This window comes from Actinomadura violacea, from assembly GCF_017573465.1.
Lineage (GTDB): Bacteria > Actinomycetota > Actinomycetes > Streptosporangiales > Streptosporangiaceae > Spirillospora > Spirillospora violacea.
This window is the reverse complement of sequence record NZ_JAGEPF010000007.1, coordinates 135355-153375: the sequence shown is the minus strand read 5'-3', so window position 1 is coordinate 153375 and position 18021 is coordinate 135355. Positions and strand designations below refer to the sequence as shown.

Here is an 18021-nt window from a genome sequence, read left to right as displayed (position 1 = left end):
GTCACGACGCGTCCCTCGCGGCGCCGCCCGGTGCGGCGCCGCCCGGCGTCGTGCCGGACGCCGCGGCGCCGGCCGGCTCGGGCGGCCGCTCCTCCCGGCCGGGCCGGTCGGCGGCCGGCCCGGCGGCCCGCACGGCGGGGCTGGCCACGGCGGCCAGCGCGAGGACGGCCATCGCGGCCGACAGCGCGTACACCGTCCCGGCCGGCCCGAACTCGCCCAGCAGGTAGCCGGCGAGCAGGGAGCCGAGCGCGGTCGGCCCGAACGCCACCAGCCCGACGACGCCGTTGATGCGTCCCTGCAGCTCGTCCGGCGTGACCCGCAGCTGGTAGACCACCACCGCGACGTTCCACACCGCGCCCGCGAAGCCCATCCCGGCGAACAGCAGCGCGAGCGCGACCGGGTCGCGGGTCAGCGCGACCAGCGGCATCAGCACCGCCCACACCGCGTTCGCCACGATGATGACGGTGCGCAGGCTCGCCCGCCGCCGGAACCACGGCGCCGACAGCGCGCCCAGCATCCCGCCGACCGCGGACACCGCCACGATCACGGTGAGGTCCGCGCCCTTGCCGATCGTGATCACCAGCGTCAGGTTGAGGGCCTGGAACAGCAGGTTGCTGCCGGCGATCAGGCCGGACGCCGCGCGCATCAGGGGCTCGCGCCACACCCAGGCGAGCCCCGCCGCCAGGTCCGCCCGCATCCGCCGCGGCCCCGCCGGTGCGCGGGGCCGCTGGAACGGCTTCCTGATCAGCAGCAGCGTCAGCAGCCCGAGCGCCTGCCCCACGACGGTGAACACGAACGGCGCCCAGACGGCGAGCCCGAACAGCGCCGGTCCGCACGGGCGGCCGAGCAGCCCCGCCGCCTGCTCCCGCGCCTCGTTGCGCGACAGCGCCGCCGGCAGCTGCCCGGGCTCGACCACGTTGCGGACCGCCGCGCGCTCCGCCAGCCGGTAGGTGACGGTCAGGCTCCCCTCGGCGAACGCCACGGCCATAAGGAGCGCGAACGCCGGACGGTCCAGCAGCAGCGCGCACACCAGCGCGCCGAGCGCGAGCACCCGGCCCGCGTCGCAGGCGATCATCACGGTGCGCCGGTCCCAGCGGTCCACCAGCACCCCGGCGGGCAGCTGCACGACCGCGTAGGGGGCCAGCGCGGCGAACCCCACCAGCCCCGCGCGGCCGGGCGAGTGCGTCTGCGCGTACACCAGCAGCGGGTAGGCCAGGGAGACGACGCGCGCGCCGAGCAGGGACAGCCCCGCGCCGATCCACAGCAGCAGGAAGTCGGTGTTGCCGCGCAGCGGAGTGACTCCGTCCGCCGGTTCGCGCTCCCCGGCCCGGCTCATCCCCGCATGCACCACTCGAGGACGGCCATCGCGCTGTGCAGCTTGTTCTCCGCCTGGGTGAAGGCGATGCTCGCCGGCCCGTCCAGGACGTCGGCGTCCACCTCCTCGCCGCGGTGGGCGGGCAGGTCGTGCATGAACACCGCCTTGGAATGGTCGTCCCACAGCTCGGCCGTCACCCGGAACGGCGCGAACACCGAACGCCAGTCCGGGTCCGGTTTGCTGGTGCCGGTGGTCTGCCAGCGGGTGGTGTAGACGACGTCCAGGTCGCCGGGCAGGTCCGCCATGTCGTGGCGCTCGGCGACGACCGCGCCGTGGCCGTCCGCCAGGATCCGCGCCCGCTCCAGCACCGCCGGGTCGACCCCGTAGCCGGGCGGTGTGCGCAGCTCCAGGTGCGTGCCCGCGAAGCGGGTCAGAGCGAGGGCCAGCGCCGCCGCCGTGTTGTTCCCCTCCCCCACGTAGAGCAGCCGCAGCCCCTCGATGCCGCCGAAGCGCTCCTGCAGGGTGGTGAGGTCGGCGAGCGCCTGGGTGGGGTGCTCGTCGGCGGTCATCGCGTTGACGACCGCCATCCGGGGGTGGGCCGCCATGGCGCGCAGCTCCGCGGGCGGGCCCGCCGTCCGCGCCACCACCGCGTCCAGCATCGCGGCGAACACCCGGCCGGTGTCCTCGATGCTCTCGCCGGTGTTGAGCTGCAGGTCGCCCGGGCCGTAGGCGATCACCTGCGCGCCGAGGCGCAGCGCGGCGCAGGTGAACGCGGTGCGGGTGCGGGTGGAGGTCTTGCTGAAGTAGGTGCCGACGACCCGGCCGGTCAGCGGGCGTTCGCCGCCCGTGCGGCCCGCCGCGTGGTCCACGCCGCGCAGGACGATCGCCTGCAGGTCCTCGTCCGCCAGGTCGGTCAGCGAGATCAGGTCGCGTGCGTCGTGCCTCATCGTGTCCTCCCGTTGGGGGTGAAGGGGGCGGCCGCGAGGCCGCGGCCGGCCTCCACCGCCCGGTCGTCCTCGTGGCCGCGGGCCGGGGCGATCAGGTCGAGGGCCTCCCCGACGGTCTCCGCCACGGTGATCAGGGCCCGGTCGGCGGCGCTGACGAACCCCTCCGCGACGGCGTGGTCGAGGGCGGCGAGCAGGGGCCGGAAGTAGCCGGCGACGTCCAGCAGCACGACCGGCTTGGCGTGCAGCCCGAGCTGGCTCCACGTCGCGACCTCCATCAGCTCGTCGAGCGTGCCGAGCCCGCCGGGCAGGCCGATGAAGGCGTCCGACAACCGGTACATCAGCGCCTTGCGGTCGTGCATGGTCCGCACGACCACCAGCTCCTCCCCCGTCGAGGACGGCCGCTCGCGCTCGAACAGGGAGGCGGGGATGACGCCGACGACCCGGGCGCCGCCCGCGCGGGCGGCGGCGGCCACCGAGCCCATGACGCCGACCGAGCCGGCGCCGTAGACCAGTCCGGCGCCCCGCGCGGCCAGCCCGGCGCCGAGCGCCGCGGCGAACTCGACGTAGTCGCCGCGGGCGCCCGCGCGGGCGCCGCAGAACACCGCGACCTGGACGGTCCCGCGCCGCGCGGCGGGAGACGCGGCCGGCGCCGGGGGGACGGGCGCGGGCACCGGATGCGGGGGCCGGTCCGGGACGGACGCGACCGCGGCGGATTCGCTCATCGCATTACTCCTCACCTCTGGGCGGGCGGGCGGTGCCGCCAGTGCCGCCAGTGCCGGCGGGACCGCGTCCGGCGGCCTCGGCGACGGCGGCCAGGAGCGCCCGGCAGCCGCGCGCCAGCATCGGTTCCGGGGTGTGCTCCAGCGGCGAGTGGCTGACGCCGCCCGCGCTCGGAACGAAGATCATCGCCGTGGGGACGTGCGCGCTGAGCACGCCCGCGTCGTGCCCGGCGAAGCTGTGCATCCGGCCGGCCGGGCCGCCCGCGGCGCGGCACGCCCGCGCGACGAGGTCGCAGAGGCCGGGGTCGAACACCGCGGGCGGCTTGCGCGACACCGCACGGATCTCGCCCTGGCAGCCGAGCGCCTCGGCCGTGTCGTGGGCGAGGGCGGACAGCTCCTTCTCCGCGCGCAGCAGCGAGTCGTCGCGGGCGCCCCGCCACTCCACCACCAGGCGGGCCTCCCCCGGGACGACGTTCGGCGCACCCGGGAGGAACTCGATGTGGCCGACGTTGACGACCATCGCGGGGTCGACGCCGAGGACGCGGTCCGGGACGGCGGCCGCCACGACCGCGGCCGCGCGGCCCGCGTCGGCGCGCTCGTCCATCGGGGTCGTCCCGGCGTGGTTGGCGGCGCCGCGCATCACCACCTGGTGGCGCTCGATGCCGACGATCCCCTCGACCACCGCCAGCTCCAGGCCGTCGCGCTCCATCCGCGGCCCCTGCTCGATGTGCAGTTCCAGGTAGGCGCGCAGGTCGCGGACGTGGTCGCCGGCGCACATGGCGGTCGAGCCGGCAAGGCCGCCCGCCGACGCCGGACCGGCGCCCTCCTCGTCCCAGAAGCTCACCACCTCCAGCGCGCCGGCCGCCGGATGGCCGTGCTCGTGCAGGGTGCGCAGCACCTCCAGCGCCGCGATCACGCCGTACGCGCCGTCGAGCCGCCCGCCGGCGGGGACGGTGTCGGTGTGCGAGCCGGCGAGCAGCCACGGGCGCGCGCCGGGGACCTGGCCGAACACGTTGCCGGCGGCGTCGGTGCGGGCGGCCAGGCCCGCCTCGGCGAGGCGGTCCGCGAGCCAGGCGCGGGAGGCCAGGTCGGCCGGCGATCCGGCGACCCGGTCGACGCCGCCGTCCGGGCGCCCGCCGAAGCGGGCCAGCTCGTCCAGGTCGCGCAGGAGCCGCCCGGCGTCGATGTCGACGGCGGTGTCGAGGTTAATGGCGGTGTCCGTGTCGATGTCCATCAGTCCTCCTCCGGGTAGAGCAGGGGCCGGAGTTCCTCCGCGCGGGTGAGGGCGGCGTCGTGCTCGCCCGGGACGTGGACGACGTCCAGGCCGTCCGGTGCCAGCTCGCGCCAGCGGGCCAGGTAGGCGTCGAAGCCGCGGTCGCGGCTGACCGAGTGCCGTCCGGACGCGCACTCGTCGGTGAGGACCAGCGTGATCCGGCCTCGCATCGGGGCGTACGCGTAGTGCTGCATGGAGCGGGTGAGCAGCCGCCAGGTGGCGACGCGCGGCGCGACCGCGTCCAGGGTGGCGGGCGTGGCCTCGATGTTCGCCAGGGCGAGCAGTCCGACGAGTTCCGCGTCCAGGCCGGTGCGCCGACCGGCCAGTTCGGTGAGGTCGGCGCGGGCCGCGAACAGTTCCGCGAGCCGGTCGACGAGCGGGTCGTCGACACCGGGCCCGTCCCATGGAAGGTCGGTCTGCGGGTCGACGAGCACGAGCCTCGGCGCCGTGCCCTGTTCGGCCATCCGCCGTGCCATCGACCAGGCGATGGTGGACGCGGACGACCACGCCAGCAGCGTCGGCGGAAGACCGGCGTCCGCCGCCGGCAGCTCGGCGGCGTAGACCGCGGCGAGCTCCTCCACCAGCGCGGGGCTCGCCTCCCGGCCCGGCATGTCCTCCGCCTCGAACGCGGCGACCGGCCCGGACGAGAAGGCCGGATCGGCGAGCGGCAGGTACCAGTGGGCGCTGCCGCCCGCCGGGTGCACGCAGAAGAGCGGGCGTCCGGCGCCGTCGCGGCGCAACCACACCAGGCGCTCCCGGTCCCGCGCCCCGGCCTGCGCCGGGGTCTGCGCCTGGGCCGCGGCGGCCTCGGAGCGCCGGGCGAGGGCCTCGACCGTGCGGCATTCGAGCACGTCGCGCGTGCCGAGCGGCATCCCGGCGGCGCGGGCGCGCGCCACCACCCGCAGCATGAGCAGCGAGTGCCCGCCGAGCGCGAAGAAGTCGTCGGTCGCGGCGACCTCGGGCACGTCCAGCAGTTCGGCCCACAGGTCGGCGAGCGCGCGTTCCGCCTCGGTCCGGGGCGCTCGGCGGGCCACGCCGCCGGTCCCGTCCGCGCCGGGCCCGGACACGGCCGGGACGGGCAGCGCCTTCCGGTCGAGCTTGCCGTTGCGGTTCAGCGGGAACTCGTCGAGCGCCACGAACACCCCGGGCACCATGTGCTCGGGCAGCCTGTCGCGGCAGTAGTCGCGCAGCGTCTCCTGGTCGGGCAGCCCGCCTCCGGCGGGAACGCAGTAGGCCACCAGGCGCTTGCGCTCGGCGCGGCCGTGCGCCAGGACCAGGGCCTCCGCGACGCCGGGGTGGCCGGTGAGCACCGCCTGCACCTCGCCGGGCTCGATCCGGTAGCCCCGGATCTTGATCTGCTCGTCGAGCCGGCCGAGGAAGTCCACGTCGCCGCCGGGCAGCACGCGGGCCAGGTCACCGGTCCGGTAGAGGCGCGCACCGGGCTGGCCGCCGAACGGGTCGGGCACGAAGCGCTCGGCGGACAGGGCGGCCCGCCCCGCGTACCCGCGGGCCAGGCCGACGCCGCCGATGTACAGCTCGCCGGGGACCCCGACGGGCACCGGCATCATCGTCTCGTCCAGCACGTACATGGTGCTGTTCGGGATCGGCCTGCCGATCGGGACCAGCTCCCGGTCCTCGGGCCCGGTGACGGCGTGGGTGCTGTTGGCGACGGAGATCTCGGTCGGGCCGTATTCGTTCAGGACGATCGGCCCGGGCGCGAGCTCCAGCCAGCGGTTGAGCGTCCGGCCGGGGAAGGCGTCGGCGCCGACGGCCAGCAGCGCGGCGAGCCGCCCGGCCTCGTCCGCACCGAGCTGGTGGGTGAGCAGCTCCAGGTGGCCGGGGGTGAGCTTGATGAAGTCGAACGGCCCCGCGTCGGCGAGCGCCCTGCCCAGCTCGATCGCCGGGACGTCCTGGTCGATCATGTGGACGGGCTGGCCGGTCATCAGCGGCGCGTACAGGTTCGGCACCACCATGTCGAAGGCGATGGAGGAGAACAGCGGCGCGCCCCCGCTCCCGTTGCCGGTGTACCCCTCGACCGTCCACCACAGGTAGTTGGCCAGGCCGCGGTGCGGGACGAGGACGCCCTTCGGACGGCCGGTCGAGCCCGAGGTGTAGATGACGTAGGCGAGCCCGTCGGGGTCGGCGGGGTCGTCGGGCGGATCGGCCGGGCGCGCTCCGACGGCGGGCGCGTCCAGGTCGGCGTAGACGGTCGGGCCGTCGAACGCGCCCGCCAGCAGCTCCCGGTACCCGGACTCGGTGACCAGGACGGACGCGCCGGAGTCGGCGAGCATGAAGCCGAGCCGTTCGGGCGGGTAGGCGGCGTCGAGCGGGACGTAGGCGCCGCCGGCCTTCCACACGCCGAGCAGCCACGGCAGCAGGAGCGGTCCCCGGCCGAGCATCACCCCGACGACGGTCTCCGGGCCGACGCCGAGCGCGCGCAGGTGGTGGGCGGCGCGGTTGGCGGCGGCGTCCAGCTCGGCGTACGTCGTGCCGCCCTCACCGTGCACGACGGCGGTGGCGGACGGGGTCCGCGCGGCCAGGCGCTCGAACACCCGGTGGACCGGGTCGGGGTCGCGGGGCGAGGCCGTGTCGTTCCACCGGCGCAGCAGCAGGTCGCGCTCCGTCTCCGGCAGGAAGGTGCGGCGGGCGTCGCCGTCCGCGTCGGCCGCCATCGCCTCCAGGACGGCGCGGTACATCTCGCCCAGCCTGCGGCCCGCGTCGCGGCCGAGCACGCCGGTGTCGGTGACGAGCACCAGCGCGCCCGCCTGGGTGATGACCGAGAGCGGGAACTCGTTCGGGCTGTCGTCCACGCTGGCCTGGTAGTCCACGAGGTCGGTGTCGACGACGTGGAAGTCCAGGTAGTTGAAGAAGACGTCGACGAGCCGTTCGCCGCCGCCGGCGTCGGCCTGGATCTGCGACAGCGGGTAGCGGCGGTGCGGCCACAGGTCCACCTCCGCCTGGAACACCCCCCGCACGAGGTCGCGCCAAGTGCGGTGGCCGCGTTCGAACGGGATCGGCACCGTGTTGAGGTACATGCCGTAGACCCGCTCGGCGCCGGTCTCCTCCGGTCGCGTGTCGCACACGAGCCCGGCGTGGAAGGACCGCTCGTGCGTGACCATGCTCATGACCTTCAGGTGCGCTCCGAGCATCACGCTCTTGAACGACACGCCGGCGTCCGTCGCGAGCGCGCGCAGCCGGTCCTCCAGGTCGGCGTAGGGGACGCGGACCTGGTGGCGGGTGCGCGGGCCCTCGTCCGCCCAGGACGGGGGCAGGGTCAGCCGCGGGTGCTCCTCGACGATCCGCTGCCAGTGGTCGCGGTCGGCGGTGCTCTGCAGGGCGCGCCGCTCGGCCGCGACGTAGTCGGCGTACCGGACGTCCGGCCGGTCGTACGGCTCGGGCTCCCGTCCGTCGCGGAACCGCCGGTAGCAGGTCAGCAGCTCCATCAGCAGCGAGTGGTAGCTCCAGCCCTCCAGGATGGCGTGGCACTCGGTGATCGAGACGCGCCACCGGCCGGGTTCGTAGACGTGCGCGAACACCCGCAGCAGCGGCGGCCGGTCCAGGTCGAACGGGGTGGCGCGCTCGGCGGCCATGAACGCGGCGATCGAGGCGTCCCGCTCCGCCGGGGCGAGGCCGGACAGGTCCCGGCTGCCGACCCGCATCACCCCCGTGTCGTGGACGATCTGGAGCGGCTCGGCGTACCGGTCGAGGACGATGGAGGTCCGCAGCACGTCGTGGCGGGCGACGACCTCCGCGGCTGCGGCGCGCAGCGCCGCCTCGTCGAACGGCGCGTCGTCGCGGACGGTGAACGTCGTGACGTTGTGGTAGTTGCGGTCCTCGCCGGACAGCATCTCGAAGAGCATCCCGGCCTGGACCTTCGACAGCGGGTAGGCGTCCTGGACGCCGTCCGCGCCGCGCAGCCGCGCGGCGTCGGCGGGTTCGAGCATGGCGAACGGCGCGACCGGACCGGCGGAGCCGGCCAGCGGCGCGCGGGCGGCGGCGGCCTCGGCCAGCCGCGCGACGGTCCGGTGCTCCAGCACGTCGCGGACGGCGACGTCGAACCCGGCGCCGCGCAGCGCGCCGACCAGCGCGACCGCGCGGATGGAGTCGCCGCCGAGGTCGAAGAACCCGTCGTCGACGCCGACCTCGTCGTGCCCGAGCACCGCCGCCCAGATCCCGGCCAGCCGCCGCTCGCCGTCGGTGCGCGGCGCGACGCGGGCGCCGGCGACGCGCAGGGCGGAGCGGTGCGGGGCGGGCAGGCTCCGGTGGTCGAGCTTGCCGCTCGGGGTGAGCGGGAAGCGTTCCAGCATCACGAAGGCGGCGGGTACCATGTACGGTGGCAGGGTGCGGCCGAGCTCCTCGCCGAGCCGCGCCGGGGACGGCTCGCCGCCCTCACCGCCTTCGCCGGGGACGACGTAGGCGACCAGCTCCTGGTGCCCGCCGTCGGCCCGGACGACGACCCGCGCGTCCCGCACCCCCGCGCACTTGCGGAGCGCGACCTCGATCTCCTCCGGCTCGATGCGGTAGCCGCGGATCTTCACCTGGGCGTCGATGCGGCCGATGAACTCCAGCGCGCCGCCGGGGAGCCGCCGGGCCAGGTCGCCGCTGCGGTACAGGCGCGCTCCCGGCGGGCCGTACGGGTCGGGGACGAACCGCTCGGCGGTCAGCGCGGGCCGGCCGAGGTAGCCGAGGGCCGGTCCGGCGCCGCCGACGTGGATCTCGCCGGCCGCGCCCTCCGGCACCGGGTTGCCGCGCTCGTCCAGCAGGACCACCGACAGGTCGCCGAGGGGGACGCCGATGGGGCTGCGCGCCTCGCCGTACACGTCGGCCTCGTCCAGCCTCCGGTAGGTGACGTGCACGGTGGTCTCGGTGATCCCGTACATGTTGACGAGTTCGGGGCGGTCGAGCCCGGCCAGGTCGGCCCACGGGCGCAGGACCGCCGGGTCGAGCCGTTCGCCGCCGAACACCACGGCCCGCAGGGACAGGTCGGCGACCCGCCGCGCGTCGGCGACGGCGGTGAGGGCGCGGAACGCCGACGGCGTCTGGTTGAGGATCGTGACCCGCTCGGCGACCAGCAGCGCGAGCAGGTCCTCCGGGGACCGGGCGGTGCCCTCGTCCACCACGACGACGCGGCCGCCGTGGCACAGCGCGCCCCACAGCTCCCAGACGGAGAAGTCGAAGGCGTAGGAGTGGAACAGCGTCCAGACGTCGTCCGGGCCGTAGCCGAAGTGCTCGTCCGCCGTGGCGAACAGCCGGGACACGTTGGCGTGGGAGACGCAGACGCCCTTCGGGAGGCCGGTGGAGCCCGAGGTGTAGATGATGTACGCCGGGTCGTCCGGATGGACGGCGACGCCGGGCGGCGGCGTGTCCGGGGTGGCGGCGAGGTCCGCGCGGACGGCGGAGCCGTCGAGAACGATCAGCCCGTCCTCCTCGTCCTTCGCGTCGAGGGGTTCGACCAGGTCCCGTTCGGTCAGCACGAGGCGCGCGCCGGCGTCGGCGCGCATGAACGCCGACCGCTCGGGCGGGTGGACGGGATCGAGCGGCAGGTACGCCGCGCCCGCCTTCAGGACGCCCAGCAGCGCCCCCGCGAGCCGCGCGCTCCGGCCGAGGCGGACCCCGACCGGCTCGCCCGCCCGCACACCGCGCGCCCGCAGCATCCTGGCGATCTTGTTGGCCTCGGCGTCCAGCCGGGCGTACGTCCAGCGCTCGTCCCCGGCGACGACGGCGACCGCGCCGGGCGTGCGGTCCGCCCACGCGGCGACCCGCTCGTGCAGCGCGACGCCCTCGTCCGCCGCGGCCGGGCGGCGGGGCCCGCGGGTCAGCTCGGCGACCTCGCCGGGGTGCAGCATCGGCAGGTCGGCGACGGGGATGTCCGGCCGTTCCAGCGCGGCGCCGAGGAGCCGGACGTAGTGGCCCGCCATCCGCTCGACGGTGGCGGCCTCGAACAGCGCGGTGCCGTATTCGAGCTGGCCGCGGAAGCCGTCGGCGGTGGCCTCCACCTGGAGGGTGAGATCGAACTTCGCGGTGCGCCACGGCAGCTCGACCGGTTCGACCCGGACGGCCGGCAGGTCCAGCGGGACGGGGCCGGCGTCGTGCAGCGCGAACGCCACCTGGAACAGCGGCGTCCGGCTGAGGTCGCGTTCGGGGGCCAGCTCGTCGGCGAGCCGCTCGAACGGGACCCCGGCGTGGTCGAGGGCGGCCGCCACGCGCGGCCGCGCCGCGTCCAGCAGGTCGCCGAACCCCGGTGCGCCGGTCCACCGCGCGCGCAGCACGACGCTGCCGACGAAGTCGCCGATGAGCGCGTCGAGTTCCTCGCGGCGCCCGGAGACCGGGGTGCCGACGGCGATGTCGGTCCGGCCGGTGTAGCGCGAGAGCAGGGCGTGGAACCCGGTGAGCAGCACGGCGAACGGCGTCGTGCCGCGTTCCCGCGCCGTCTCGCGGACGCGCCGGGACAGCTCCGGGGTGAACGGGACCGGCGCGGCCGCCCCGCGCCAGTCGCGGACGGCCGGCCGGGCGTGGTCGGCCGGCGGCTCCAGCGGCTCCAGCCCGGCCAGCTCCGTCCTCCAGTACGCCAGGTCCCTGGTGACGGCGGCGTCGTCCCGCCGGGACAGCTGCCAGGCCGCGTAGTCGGCGTACTGCACGCGTGGCGCCGGCGGGAGCGGCGTCCCCAGCGTCTCGGCGCGATACAGCGCGGTGAGGTCGCGGGCGAGGACGTGCTGCGACATGCCGTCGAAGGCGATGTGGTGGACGATCAGGCAGAACAGGTGGTCGTCGTCCGCGATCCGCAGCAGCCGCGGCCGGGCGGGCGGCTCGGCGGCCAGGTCGAACGGCGTGGACGCCTCCGCCGCGGCGATCTCCAGAGCGCGCGCGGCACGGTGCTCGGCCGTGCCGCCGGGGACGTCCTCCACGGCGGGCGCCGGGCCCGGCGGGTCGATGAGCTGGACCGGCTCGGCGCCGTCCAGGTCGAACCGGGTGCGCAGCACCTCGTGCCGGGCGGTCAGCCGCGCCCACGCCGCGCCGAGCGCGGCGGCGTCCAGCGGGCCGCGCAGCCGCAGCACCATGGGGATCAGGTACTCGGTGCTGTCGGGGTCGAGCCGGTTGAGGAACCAGAGCTGGCGCTGCTGCGCCGACAGCGGCAGCCGCCCCGTGCGGTCGGCCGCCGGGATGCCGGCCGGCGCGGCGGCGTCCCGCGGCCCCGCGCCGGCCAGCCCGGCGAGGCGGCGGCGGAGCAGTTCCTCGCGCAGCGCCTCGACGTCGTTGACGGTCATGGCTGGGTCTCCTGAATCGTGGTTGCGGACGCGGCGGGATCGACCAGCGCGGCGACCTCGGCGGCGGGCAGCGCGACGATCTCCGCGCGCAGCCGGGCCGCGACCTCGGCGGCGAGGGCGGCGACGGTCGGCCGCTCGTACAGCACGCTCAGCGGAAGGGCGAGCCCGAACGCGCGGCCGACGGCCGCAACCGCGCGGGCGGCGAGCATCGAGGTGCCGCCGAGCCGGAAGAAGTCGTCGTCGGCGCCCGGCTCGGCGCCGAGCAGCCCGGCCCAGAGCCCGGCGATGCGGCGCTCGGCGCCCTCGGCGGGCGGGCGGGAAGGCGCCGCCGCGGCGCCGCCGCGCGGGTCGAACGCGGGCAGCGCCCGCCGGTCGACCTTCCCGTGCGTGGTGAGCGGCAGCCGGTCCAGCGCGACGAACGCGGCGGGGATCAGCGCGGCCGGCAGCACGCGGGCGCAGGCGGCGGTGAGCGCGTCGTGCCCGGGCAGCCCGGCGGGGCCGGTCGCGCAGTACGCCACGAGCAGCCGGTCGTCGCCGTCGCCGTGCGCGACGACCCGCGCGTCCCGCACGTCCGGGACCGCGGTCAGCGCGGCCTCGACCTCGGCGGGCTCGATCCGGTGCCCGCGGATCTTGAGCTGGCCGTCGGCGCGGCCGGCGAACTCCAGCGTCCCGTCCCGGTGCCGGACGGCCAGGTCGCCGGTCCGGTAGAGGCGCGCGCCGGGCTCGGCGGCGTAGGGGTCGGGCAGGAACCGCCCGGCGGTCGCGGCGGGCCGTCCCGCGTAGCCGCGGGCGACGCCCGCTCCCCCGAGGCAGATCTCGCCGACGGCGCCGAACGGTACCGGCCGCAGCCGCTCGTCCAGCACGTGCACCGTGGTCCCGGCCATGGGCGAGCCGAGCGAGACGCGCCCGGGCCGGGCGGGGACGGGCCAGCCGGTGGTCCGGACGGTGCCCTCGGTCGGCCCGTACACGTTGTGGAGCCGGTCCACGGCGGCGGTCAGCTCGGCGAGCAGCGCGGGGTCGCAGCTCTCCCCGCCGACCTGGGCCACCATGGGGACGCGCCCGAGCCCGGCGGCGAGCAGCATCCGCCAGCCCGCCGGTGTGAGCTGGAGGTGGGTGACGCCGTGCTCCGCGATCAGCCGGAGCTGCGCCGCCGGGTCGGCGGCCTCGCCGTCGAAGGGCAGCACGACCCGCGCGCCGGACACCAGCGGCACCCACAGCTCGACGAGGGAGATGTCGAAGGACGGCGCGGCGGGGGCGAGCCACACGTCCTGCTCGCCGCGGGCGAAGTCGTCGCGGGTGGCGAGCACGAGGTTGGCCAGCGAACGCTGCTCGACCTGCACGCCCTTCGGCGGCCCGGTGGATCCCGAGGTGAAGATGACGTAGGCGAGCTCCTCGCCCGTGCCTTCGGTGCGCACGTCCTCGCCTGCGGCCTGCGCCTCCTCGTCCGCGGCGGGGTCGTCGCGCAGCACCGGGACTCCGGCGGGCACGGCATCGCCGAGGTCCTGGCCGGCGTCGGCGAGGATCAGCGACGCGCCCGAATCGCGGACCATCCGCCGGGCCCGGTCCGGTGCCTCGGCGGTGTTGAGCGGCAGGTAGCCGCCGCCCGCCTTCCACACGCCGAGGACGCGGGCCACGAACTCCGGGCCCCGCCGGGCGGGCAGTCCCACGACGGTGTCGGCGCCGACCCCGGCGAGCCGCAGCCTCCGGGCGACGGCGTCGGCGCGGGCGTCGAGCTCGGCGTAGGTGACCTGCCGGTCGCCCTGGACCAGGGCGACCGCCTCCGGGGCGCGGCGGGCGCGCTCCTCGACCAGTTCCCACACCCGCTGCGGCGGCCGGCCGGGGCGAAGGCCCGGGGCGCGGGGGCCGGCGGCGCGGGCGAGCAGCGCGCGGCGCTCGTCCGCGGCGGGGGCCGCGAGGTCGGCGGCTGAGGCGTCGGGCTGCGCGGCCAGGTCGCCGAGCAGCCGGACGAACCGGTCGGCCAGCCGCCGGACGGTCGCCGCGTCGAACAGCGCGGTCGCGTACTCGAAGCGCCCGGTCAGGGTGCCGTCGGCGGCGCGCCGCACGGTGAGGCCGAGGTCGGAGCGCGCGACCCGCCAGGCCCGGTCCAGCAGGCCGGCGAACGCCGGGTCCTCGGCGGGCCCGCTGACACCGTCCTCCTGGAGGTCGAACATGATCTGGAAGAGGGGCGTCCTACTCGGATCGGGGTCGGGGCGCAGTTCCTCGACCAGGCGCTCGAACGGGACGTGCCGGTGCGCGAAGTCGGCGCGGACGCTCGCGCCGACCCGCTCCAGGACCTCCCGGAAGCTCGGGTCGCCGGACAGGTCGAGCCGGTGCACCAGCGTCTCGGAGAGGAACCCGACCACGTCCCGGAACTCCGGCCGGTCGCGGTCGGAGACGGGCGAGCCCACCGTCACATGGCGGGTGGTGCCGTACCGGGCGAGCAGGCAGCCGAAGGCGGCGAGCAGCGCGACGTAGGGCGTCGCGCCGTGCGCGCGGCCGACCTCCGCGAAGGCTTCGGCGCGGCGGGCGGGCAGCGTCCAGCGGACGACCGCGCCGGCCGTGTCGCGCCGCGGCGGCCTGGGCCGGTCGGCGGGCAGCTCGAACGGGTCGTCGTCCGCGAGTTCGGCCCGCCAGTACGGCAGGTCGCCCGGCGCGCGAAGTTCCGCCCTGCGGCGCTGCCAGGCGGCGTAGTCCGCCTGGTCGAGGCGGCCTGCCTCGTCGGGAAGGTCTCGTGCGCCGTGGTTCGCGGAGCACAGCGCCCGCAGCTCCCGTTCGATGACCAGCAGCGACGCCCCGTCGCAGGCGGCGTGGTGGAAGGTGAGCAGGAGCAGCGGCGGATCCTCGGCCGTGCGCAGGTGCATGGCGCGCCAGACCGGCCCGTTCTCCAGGTCGAATCCCCTGCCGACCTCTGCCGTGACCTGATCGGACAGGTCCCCCGGGACGGTGTCGACGATCCGCGCCCGGACGGGACCCGGCTCGTCGATCACCTGGACGACCTCCGTCCCGTCGAGCCGCAGCCGCGTGCGCAGCGCCTCGTGCCGGGCGGCGAGCACGGTCAGCGCGCGGTCCAGCTCGGCGGGGGGCGCGTCGATTCGCAGCGCCAGCGGCACCACGTACTCGGCCCCGCCGGGGTTCATTCGGTCGAGGAACCACATGCGCCGCTGCCCGTGGGACGCGGGCAGCGGCCCGCCGCGCGGGACGGGCCGCACGGCCTGGTCGGCGGCGGGCGGTCCCAGGCGTCCGGTTCCGGCGGGGTCGAGGAGCAGGGCCTGCTGCCCGACGGTGGCGGCGCCGTACAGGGCGGCCACGTCCACCGGTGCCCCGCTGCGTTCGCGCAGGTCGGCCGCCAGCCGCGCCAGCAGCAGCGAGTGGCCGCCGAGCTGGAAGAAGTCGTCGTGGCGTCCCGGCATGCCGGTGTCGAGCAGGCCGGCCCACACCTCCGCGACGACGCGTTCGGCCGGGGACGGCGCCGCGTCGCCGGGCGGCCCGGCGCGCCCGGGCTCGCGGCTCGGGTCGGGCAGCGCCTCGCGGTCGAGTTTCCCGCTGGTGGTCAGCGGGAGCCCCGGCAGCGTCACGAAGGCGGACGGGACCATCGGGGACGGCAGCAGGTCCGCCAGATGGGCGCGCAGTTCGGCGGCGGCCGTCGCCCGGCCGGACGCGTCGTGCGCGGCCGGGACGACGTAGCCGACCAGCCGCCCGCCCCGGACGTCGACCGCGGCGCACGCCACGTCGGGGTGCGCGGTCAGCGCGGTCTCCACCTCGGCGGGTTCGATCCGGACGCCGTTGACCTTCAGCTGCCGGTCCACGCGCCCGAGGTAGCGCAGGTCGCCGTCGGGCCGCCACATCACCAGGTCGCCGGTGCGGTAGAGGCGCGCGCCCGGCGGGCCGTACGGGTCGGGCACGAACCGGTCGGCGGTGAGGTCGGGCCGCCCGGCGTAGCCGCGGGCGAGCCCCGCGCCGCCGGCGTACAGCTCCCCCGGCACCCCCACGGGGACCGGCTCGCCCGCCTCGTCGAGGACGCGCAGCCACGTCCGGTCGATCGGGCGGCCGATCGGCACCGGCCCGCTCGGCACGTCCGCGCCGACCGGGTGCGCGGTGACGTCGATGGAGCATTCGGTCGGGCCGTAGGTGTTCCAGATCTCGCACCGGTGCCGTTCGAGGAGGCGGCGGCATGTCTCGGCGTCGAGCGGCTCCCCCGCGCTGAACAGCAGCCGCAGCGAGCCGCAGCCGCTCCAGTCCTCGCGCACCAGCAGCCGGAGCAGTGACGGCACGACCTGGAGCACGGTGACCTGGTGCGCGGCCACGACGCGCAGCAGCCGCGCGGGGTCGCGTTCGGCGCCCGGCGGCGCGAGCACGACGGCGCCGCCGCTCACCAGCGGCGCGAACATCTCCCATCCGGCGGCGTCGAAGGTGACGGCGGTCTTGTGCAGCACCCGGTCCGCCGGGCCGAGCCGGTGCCGCCCGACCGTCCACATGACGCGGTTCGCGATCCCGCCGTGGGTGATCTCGACCCCCTTGGGGCGGCCCGTCGACCCGGAGGTGTGCAGGACGTAGGCCGCCGAGTCCGGGTCGAGGTCCGGGCCGGTGTCCGGGCGTCGCGCGGGCGGCCCGTCCGGCGCGTCGCCGGGGTGCACGATCGCCGCGCCGGCCGCGAGCGAGGCGGCGAGGCGGTGGCGGGGGTCCCGCGAGGTGACGACCGCGACGGGCGCTGTGTCGCGGAGCGTGTCCGCCTTGCGCCGGTCGGGGTGGGCGGGATCGAGCGGCACGTAGGCGCCGCCCGCGCGCCACACCGCCAGCAGCGCCACCACCAGGTCCACGCCGCGGGGCAGGTGGACCGCGACGCGTGCCTCGGCCCGCACGCCGTGCGCCCGCAGGTGCGCGGCCAGCGCGGCCGACCGCCGGTCGAGCTCGGCGTAGGTGACGCTCTCCTCGCCGCCGACCAGGGCCGTGGCGCGCGGGGTGCGCGTGGCCTGCCGGACGAAGAGCCGGGCCAGCGAGATCACGCAGGGCTCCCGGACCCGGCCTCGGCGGGCGCCCCGGACGCGGCACCGTCCGCGGCACCGGACGCGGCCGCGGCCATCCGGCGGCGGAGGCTGAGCGGGCGCATGTCCGTCCAGACCTCGCCGATATGCGCCAGGCACTCCTCGCGGGTGCCCTCGACGCCGGCGGCGTGCCAGCCGGCGGGCAGGTCGCGTCCGGACCACCAGAGGGAGTACTGCTCCTCGTCGTTCCGCACCACCAGGAAGCGCTCGTTCTCTGTCATGTTCGCTCTTTCCATAGATGGGAGACTTCGCCGAAGTGCCGCCGCACCCAGGCGTCGGAGTAGATGGTGTCGAGGTAGCGGTCGCCGCCGTCCGGGAAGATCGCCACGGCGTTGGCGCCCGCCGGCAGCTCGCCGCGCAGCCGCTCCACCGCCGCGACGACCGCGCCGGACGAGCCGCCCGCGAGGATCGCCTCGCGCGCGACCAGGCGCCGGCACTGCACCACGCACTCCAGGTCGGTCACGTGGACGGCGCGGTCCACCAGGTCCATGGCGGCCAGCGGGGGCGGGACCGACGCGCCGTGCCCGGGGAGCAGCCGGTGCGTCCCGGTCGCGTGCTCGGGGCCGAAGATCACGCTGCCGACCGCGTCCACCCCGACGACGGTCGTCGCGAGCCCGTTGGCCTGCACGTACTCGGCGCAGCCGCGCAGGGTGCCGAAGGTGCTGGCGGCGGCGAACAGGTAGTCCACCCGGCCGTCGAGCGACTCGGCGATCTCGGCCATGGTCGTCCGGTGCGCGCGGGGGTTGAGCGGGTTGGCGTACTGGTTGGGCCAGTACGCGTCCGGGATCGAGGCCACCAGCTCCCGGGTCCGGCGCAGCCGCACCGGCAGGTACTCGCCGGTGCTCGGGTCGGGGTCGCACACCCGCTCCACCTCCGCCCCGTAGGCGCGCAGGATGGCGAGGTTCTGCTCGGTCGTGCGGGCGTCGACCACGCACACGAAGCGCAGCCCGTAGTAGCGGCAGATCTGGGCGAGGCCGACGCCGAGGTTCCCGGAGCTGGACTCCACGATCGTGGAGCGGCCCGGGACGAGCTCCCCGCTCACGACCCTGGCGCGGACCATGCTCAGCGCCGTCCGGTCCTTGGTGCTCCCCCCTGGATTGAAGCGCTCCAGCTTCGCGTACAGCCGGAAGCCGGCGCCGCCGCTCAGCGCGGTCAACTCCACCAGCGGCGTATTGCCGACGGTGTCGAGTATCCCTTTCAGCGGACTGCCGTCCACGTTCCACCTTCCCCCGGGTGTCAGAATCCGCCGGCGAGAGCAGATCTGCGTCAATGGCTGGACCAAGCCTGCGAGTCGGTGCTTATACGGGCCCTATACCGGGCTCTTGTCAGGGCCGCCGCGCGGTGTCCCTAACGGCGTCGCGCATACCGGCTATCAGCACCATCTAAATGGAACTTATACCTGTAAAGAACTCTTGACACATGAAAGAGGGGCCTGGAGACTGTGGACGTCGGCGGCCCGA

Annotated in this window: 8 protein-coding genes; all 8 read right to left on the bottom strand. The window is 76.3% G+C overall.

What is annotated here, in order from left to right:
- Window position 1 precedes the first annotated feature (1 nt).
- From J4709_RS12155 to sbnA, 8 genes are read right to left on the bottom strand one after another with little or no spacing between them, the layout of a single operon-like run.
- Window positions 2–1336 (bottom strand): MFS transporter, encoded by a 1335-nt coding sequence (locus J4709_RS12155; RefSeq protein ID WP_208240269.1) that lies wholly within the window; start codon window positions 1334–1336, stop codon window positions 2–4.
- Complete coding sequence (locus J4709_RS12150) at window positions 1333–2262, bottom strand: ornithine carbamoyltransferase (protein WP_208240266.1); 930 nt, start codon at window positions 2260–2262, stop codon at window positions 1333–1335. Before J4709_RS12150 ends, J4709_RS12155 begins: the two co-directional genes overlap by 4 nt.
- Entirely contained in the window at window positions 2259–2984 is a 726-nt protein-coding gene (locus J4709_RS12145) for an LOG family protein (RefSeq protein WP_208240264.1), read from the bottom strand. The genes J4709_RS12150 and J4709_RS12145 overlap by 4 nt, the downstream gene beginning before the upstream one ends.
- A gap of 4 nt (window positions 2985–2988) precedes the next feature.
- Window positions 2989–4215 (bottom strand): Zn-dependent hydrolase, encoded by a 1227-nt coding sequence (locus tag J4709_RS12140; RefSeq protein WP_208240262.1) that lies wholly within the window; start codon window positions 4213–4215, stop codon window positions 2989–2991.
- On the bottom strand, window positions 4215–11519 hold the full coding sequence (locus J4709_RS12135; protein ID WP_208240261.1) for a non-ribosomal peptide synthetase: 7305 nt from the start codon (window positions 11517–11519) through the stop codon (window positions 4215–4217). Before J4709_RS12135 ends, J4709_RS12140 begins: the two co-directional genes overlap by 1 nt.
- Window positions 11516–16522 carry a non-ribosomal peptide synthetase gene (locus J4709_RS12130; protein WP_208240260.1) on the bottom strand — a complete coding sequence of 1669 codons (5007 nt, stop codon included), beginning with the start codon at window positions 16520–16522 and terminating at the stop codon, window positions 11516–11518. Before J4709_RS12130 ends, J4709_RS12135 begins: the two co-directional genes overlap by 4 nt.
- A complete protein-coding gene (locus tag J4709_RS12125) occupies window positions 16519–16782 on the bottom strand; it encodes an MbtH family protein (protein ID WP_208240259.1) in 264 nt (87 codons plus the stop codon). The genes J4709_RS12130 and J4709_RS12125 overlap by 4 nt, the downstream gene beginning before the upstream one ends.
- Window positions 16779–17777, bottom strand: a complete 999-nt coding sequence (gene sbnA, locus J4709_RS12120) for a 2,3-diaminopropionate biosynthesis protein SbnA (protein WP_208240253.1) — start codon at window positions 17775–17777, stop codon at window positions 16779–16781. The genes J4709_RS12125 and sbnA overlap by 4 nt, the downstream gene beginning before the upstream one ends.
- Window positions 17778–18021 lie beyond the last annotated feature (244 nt).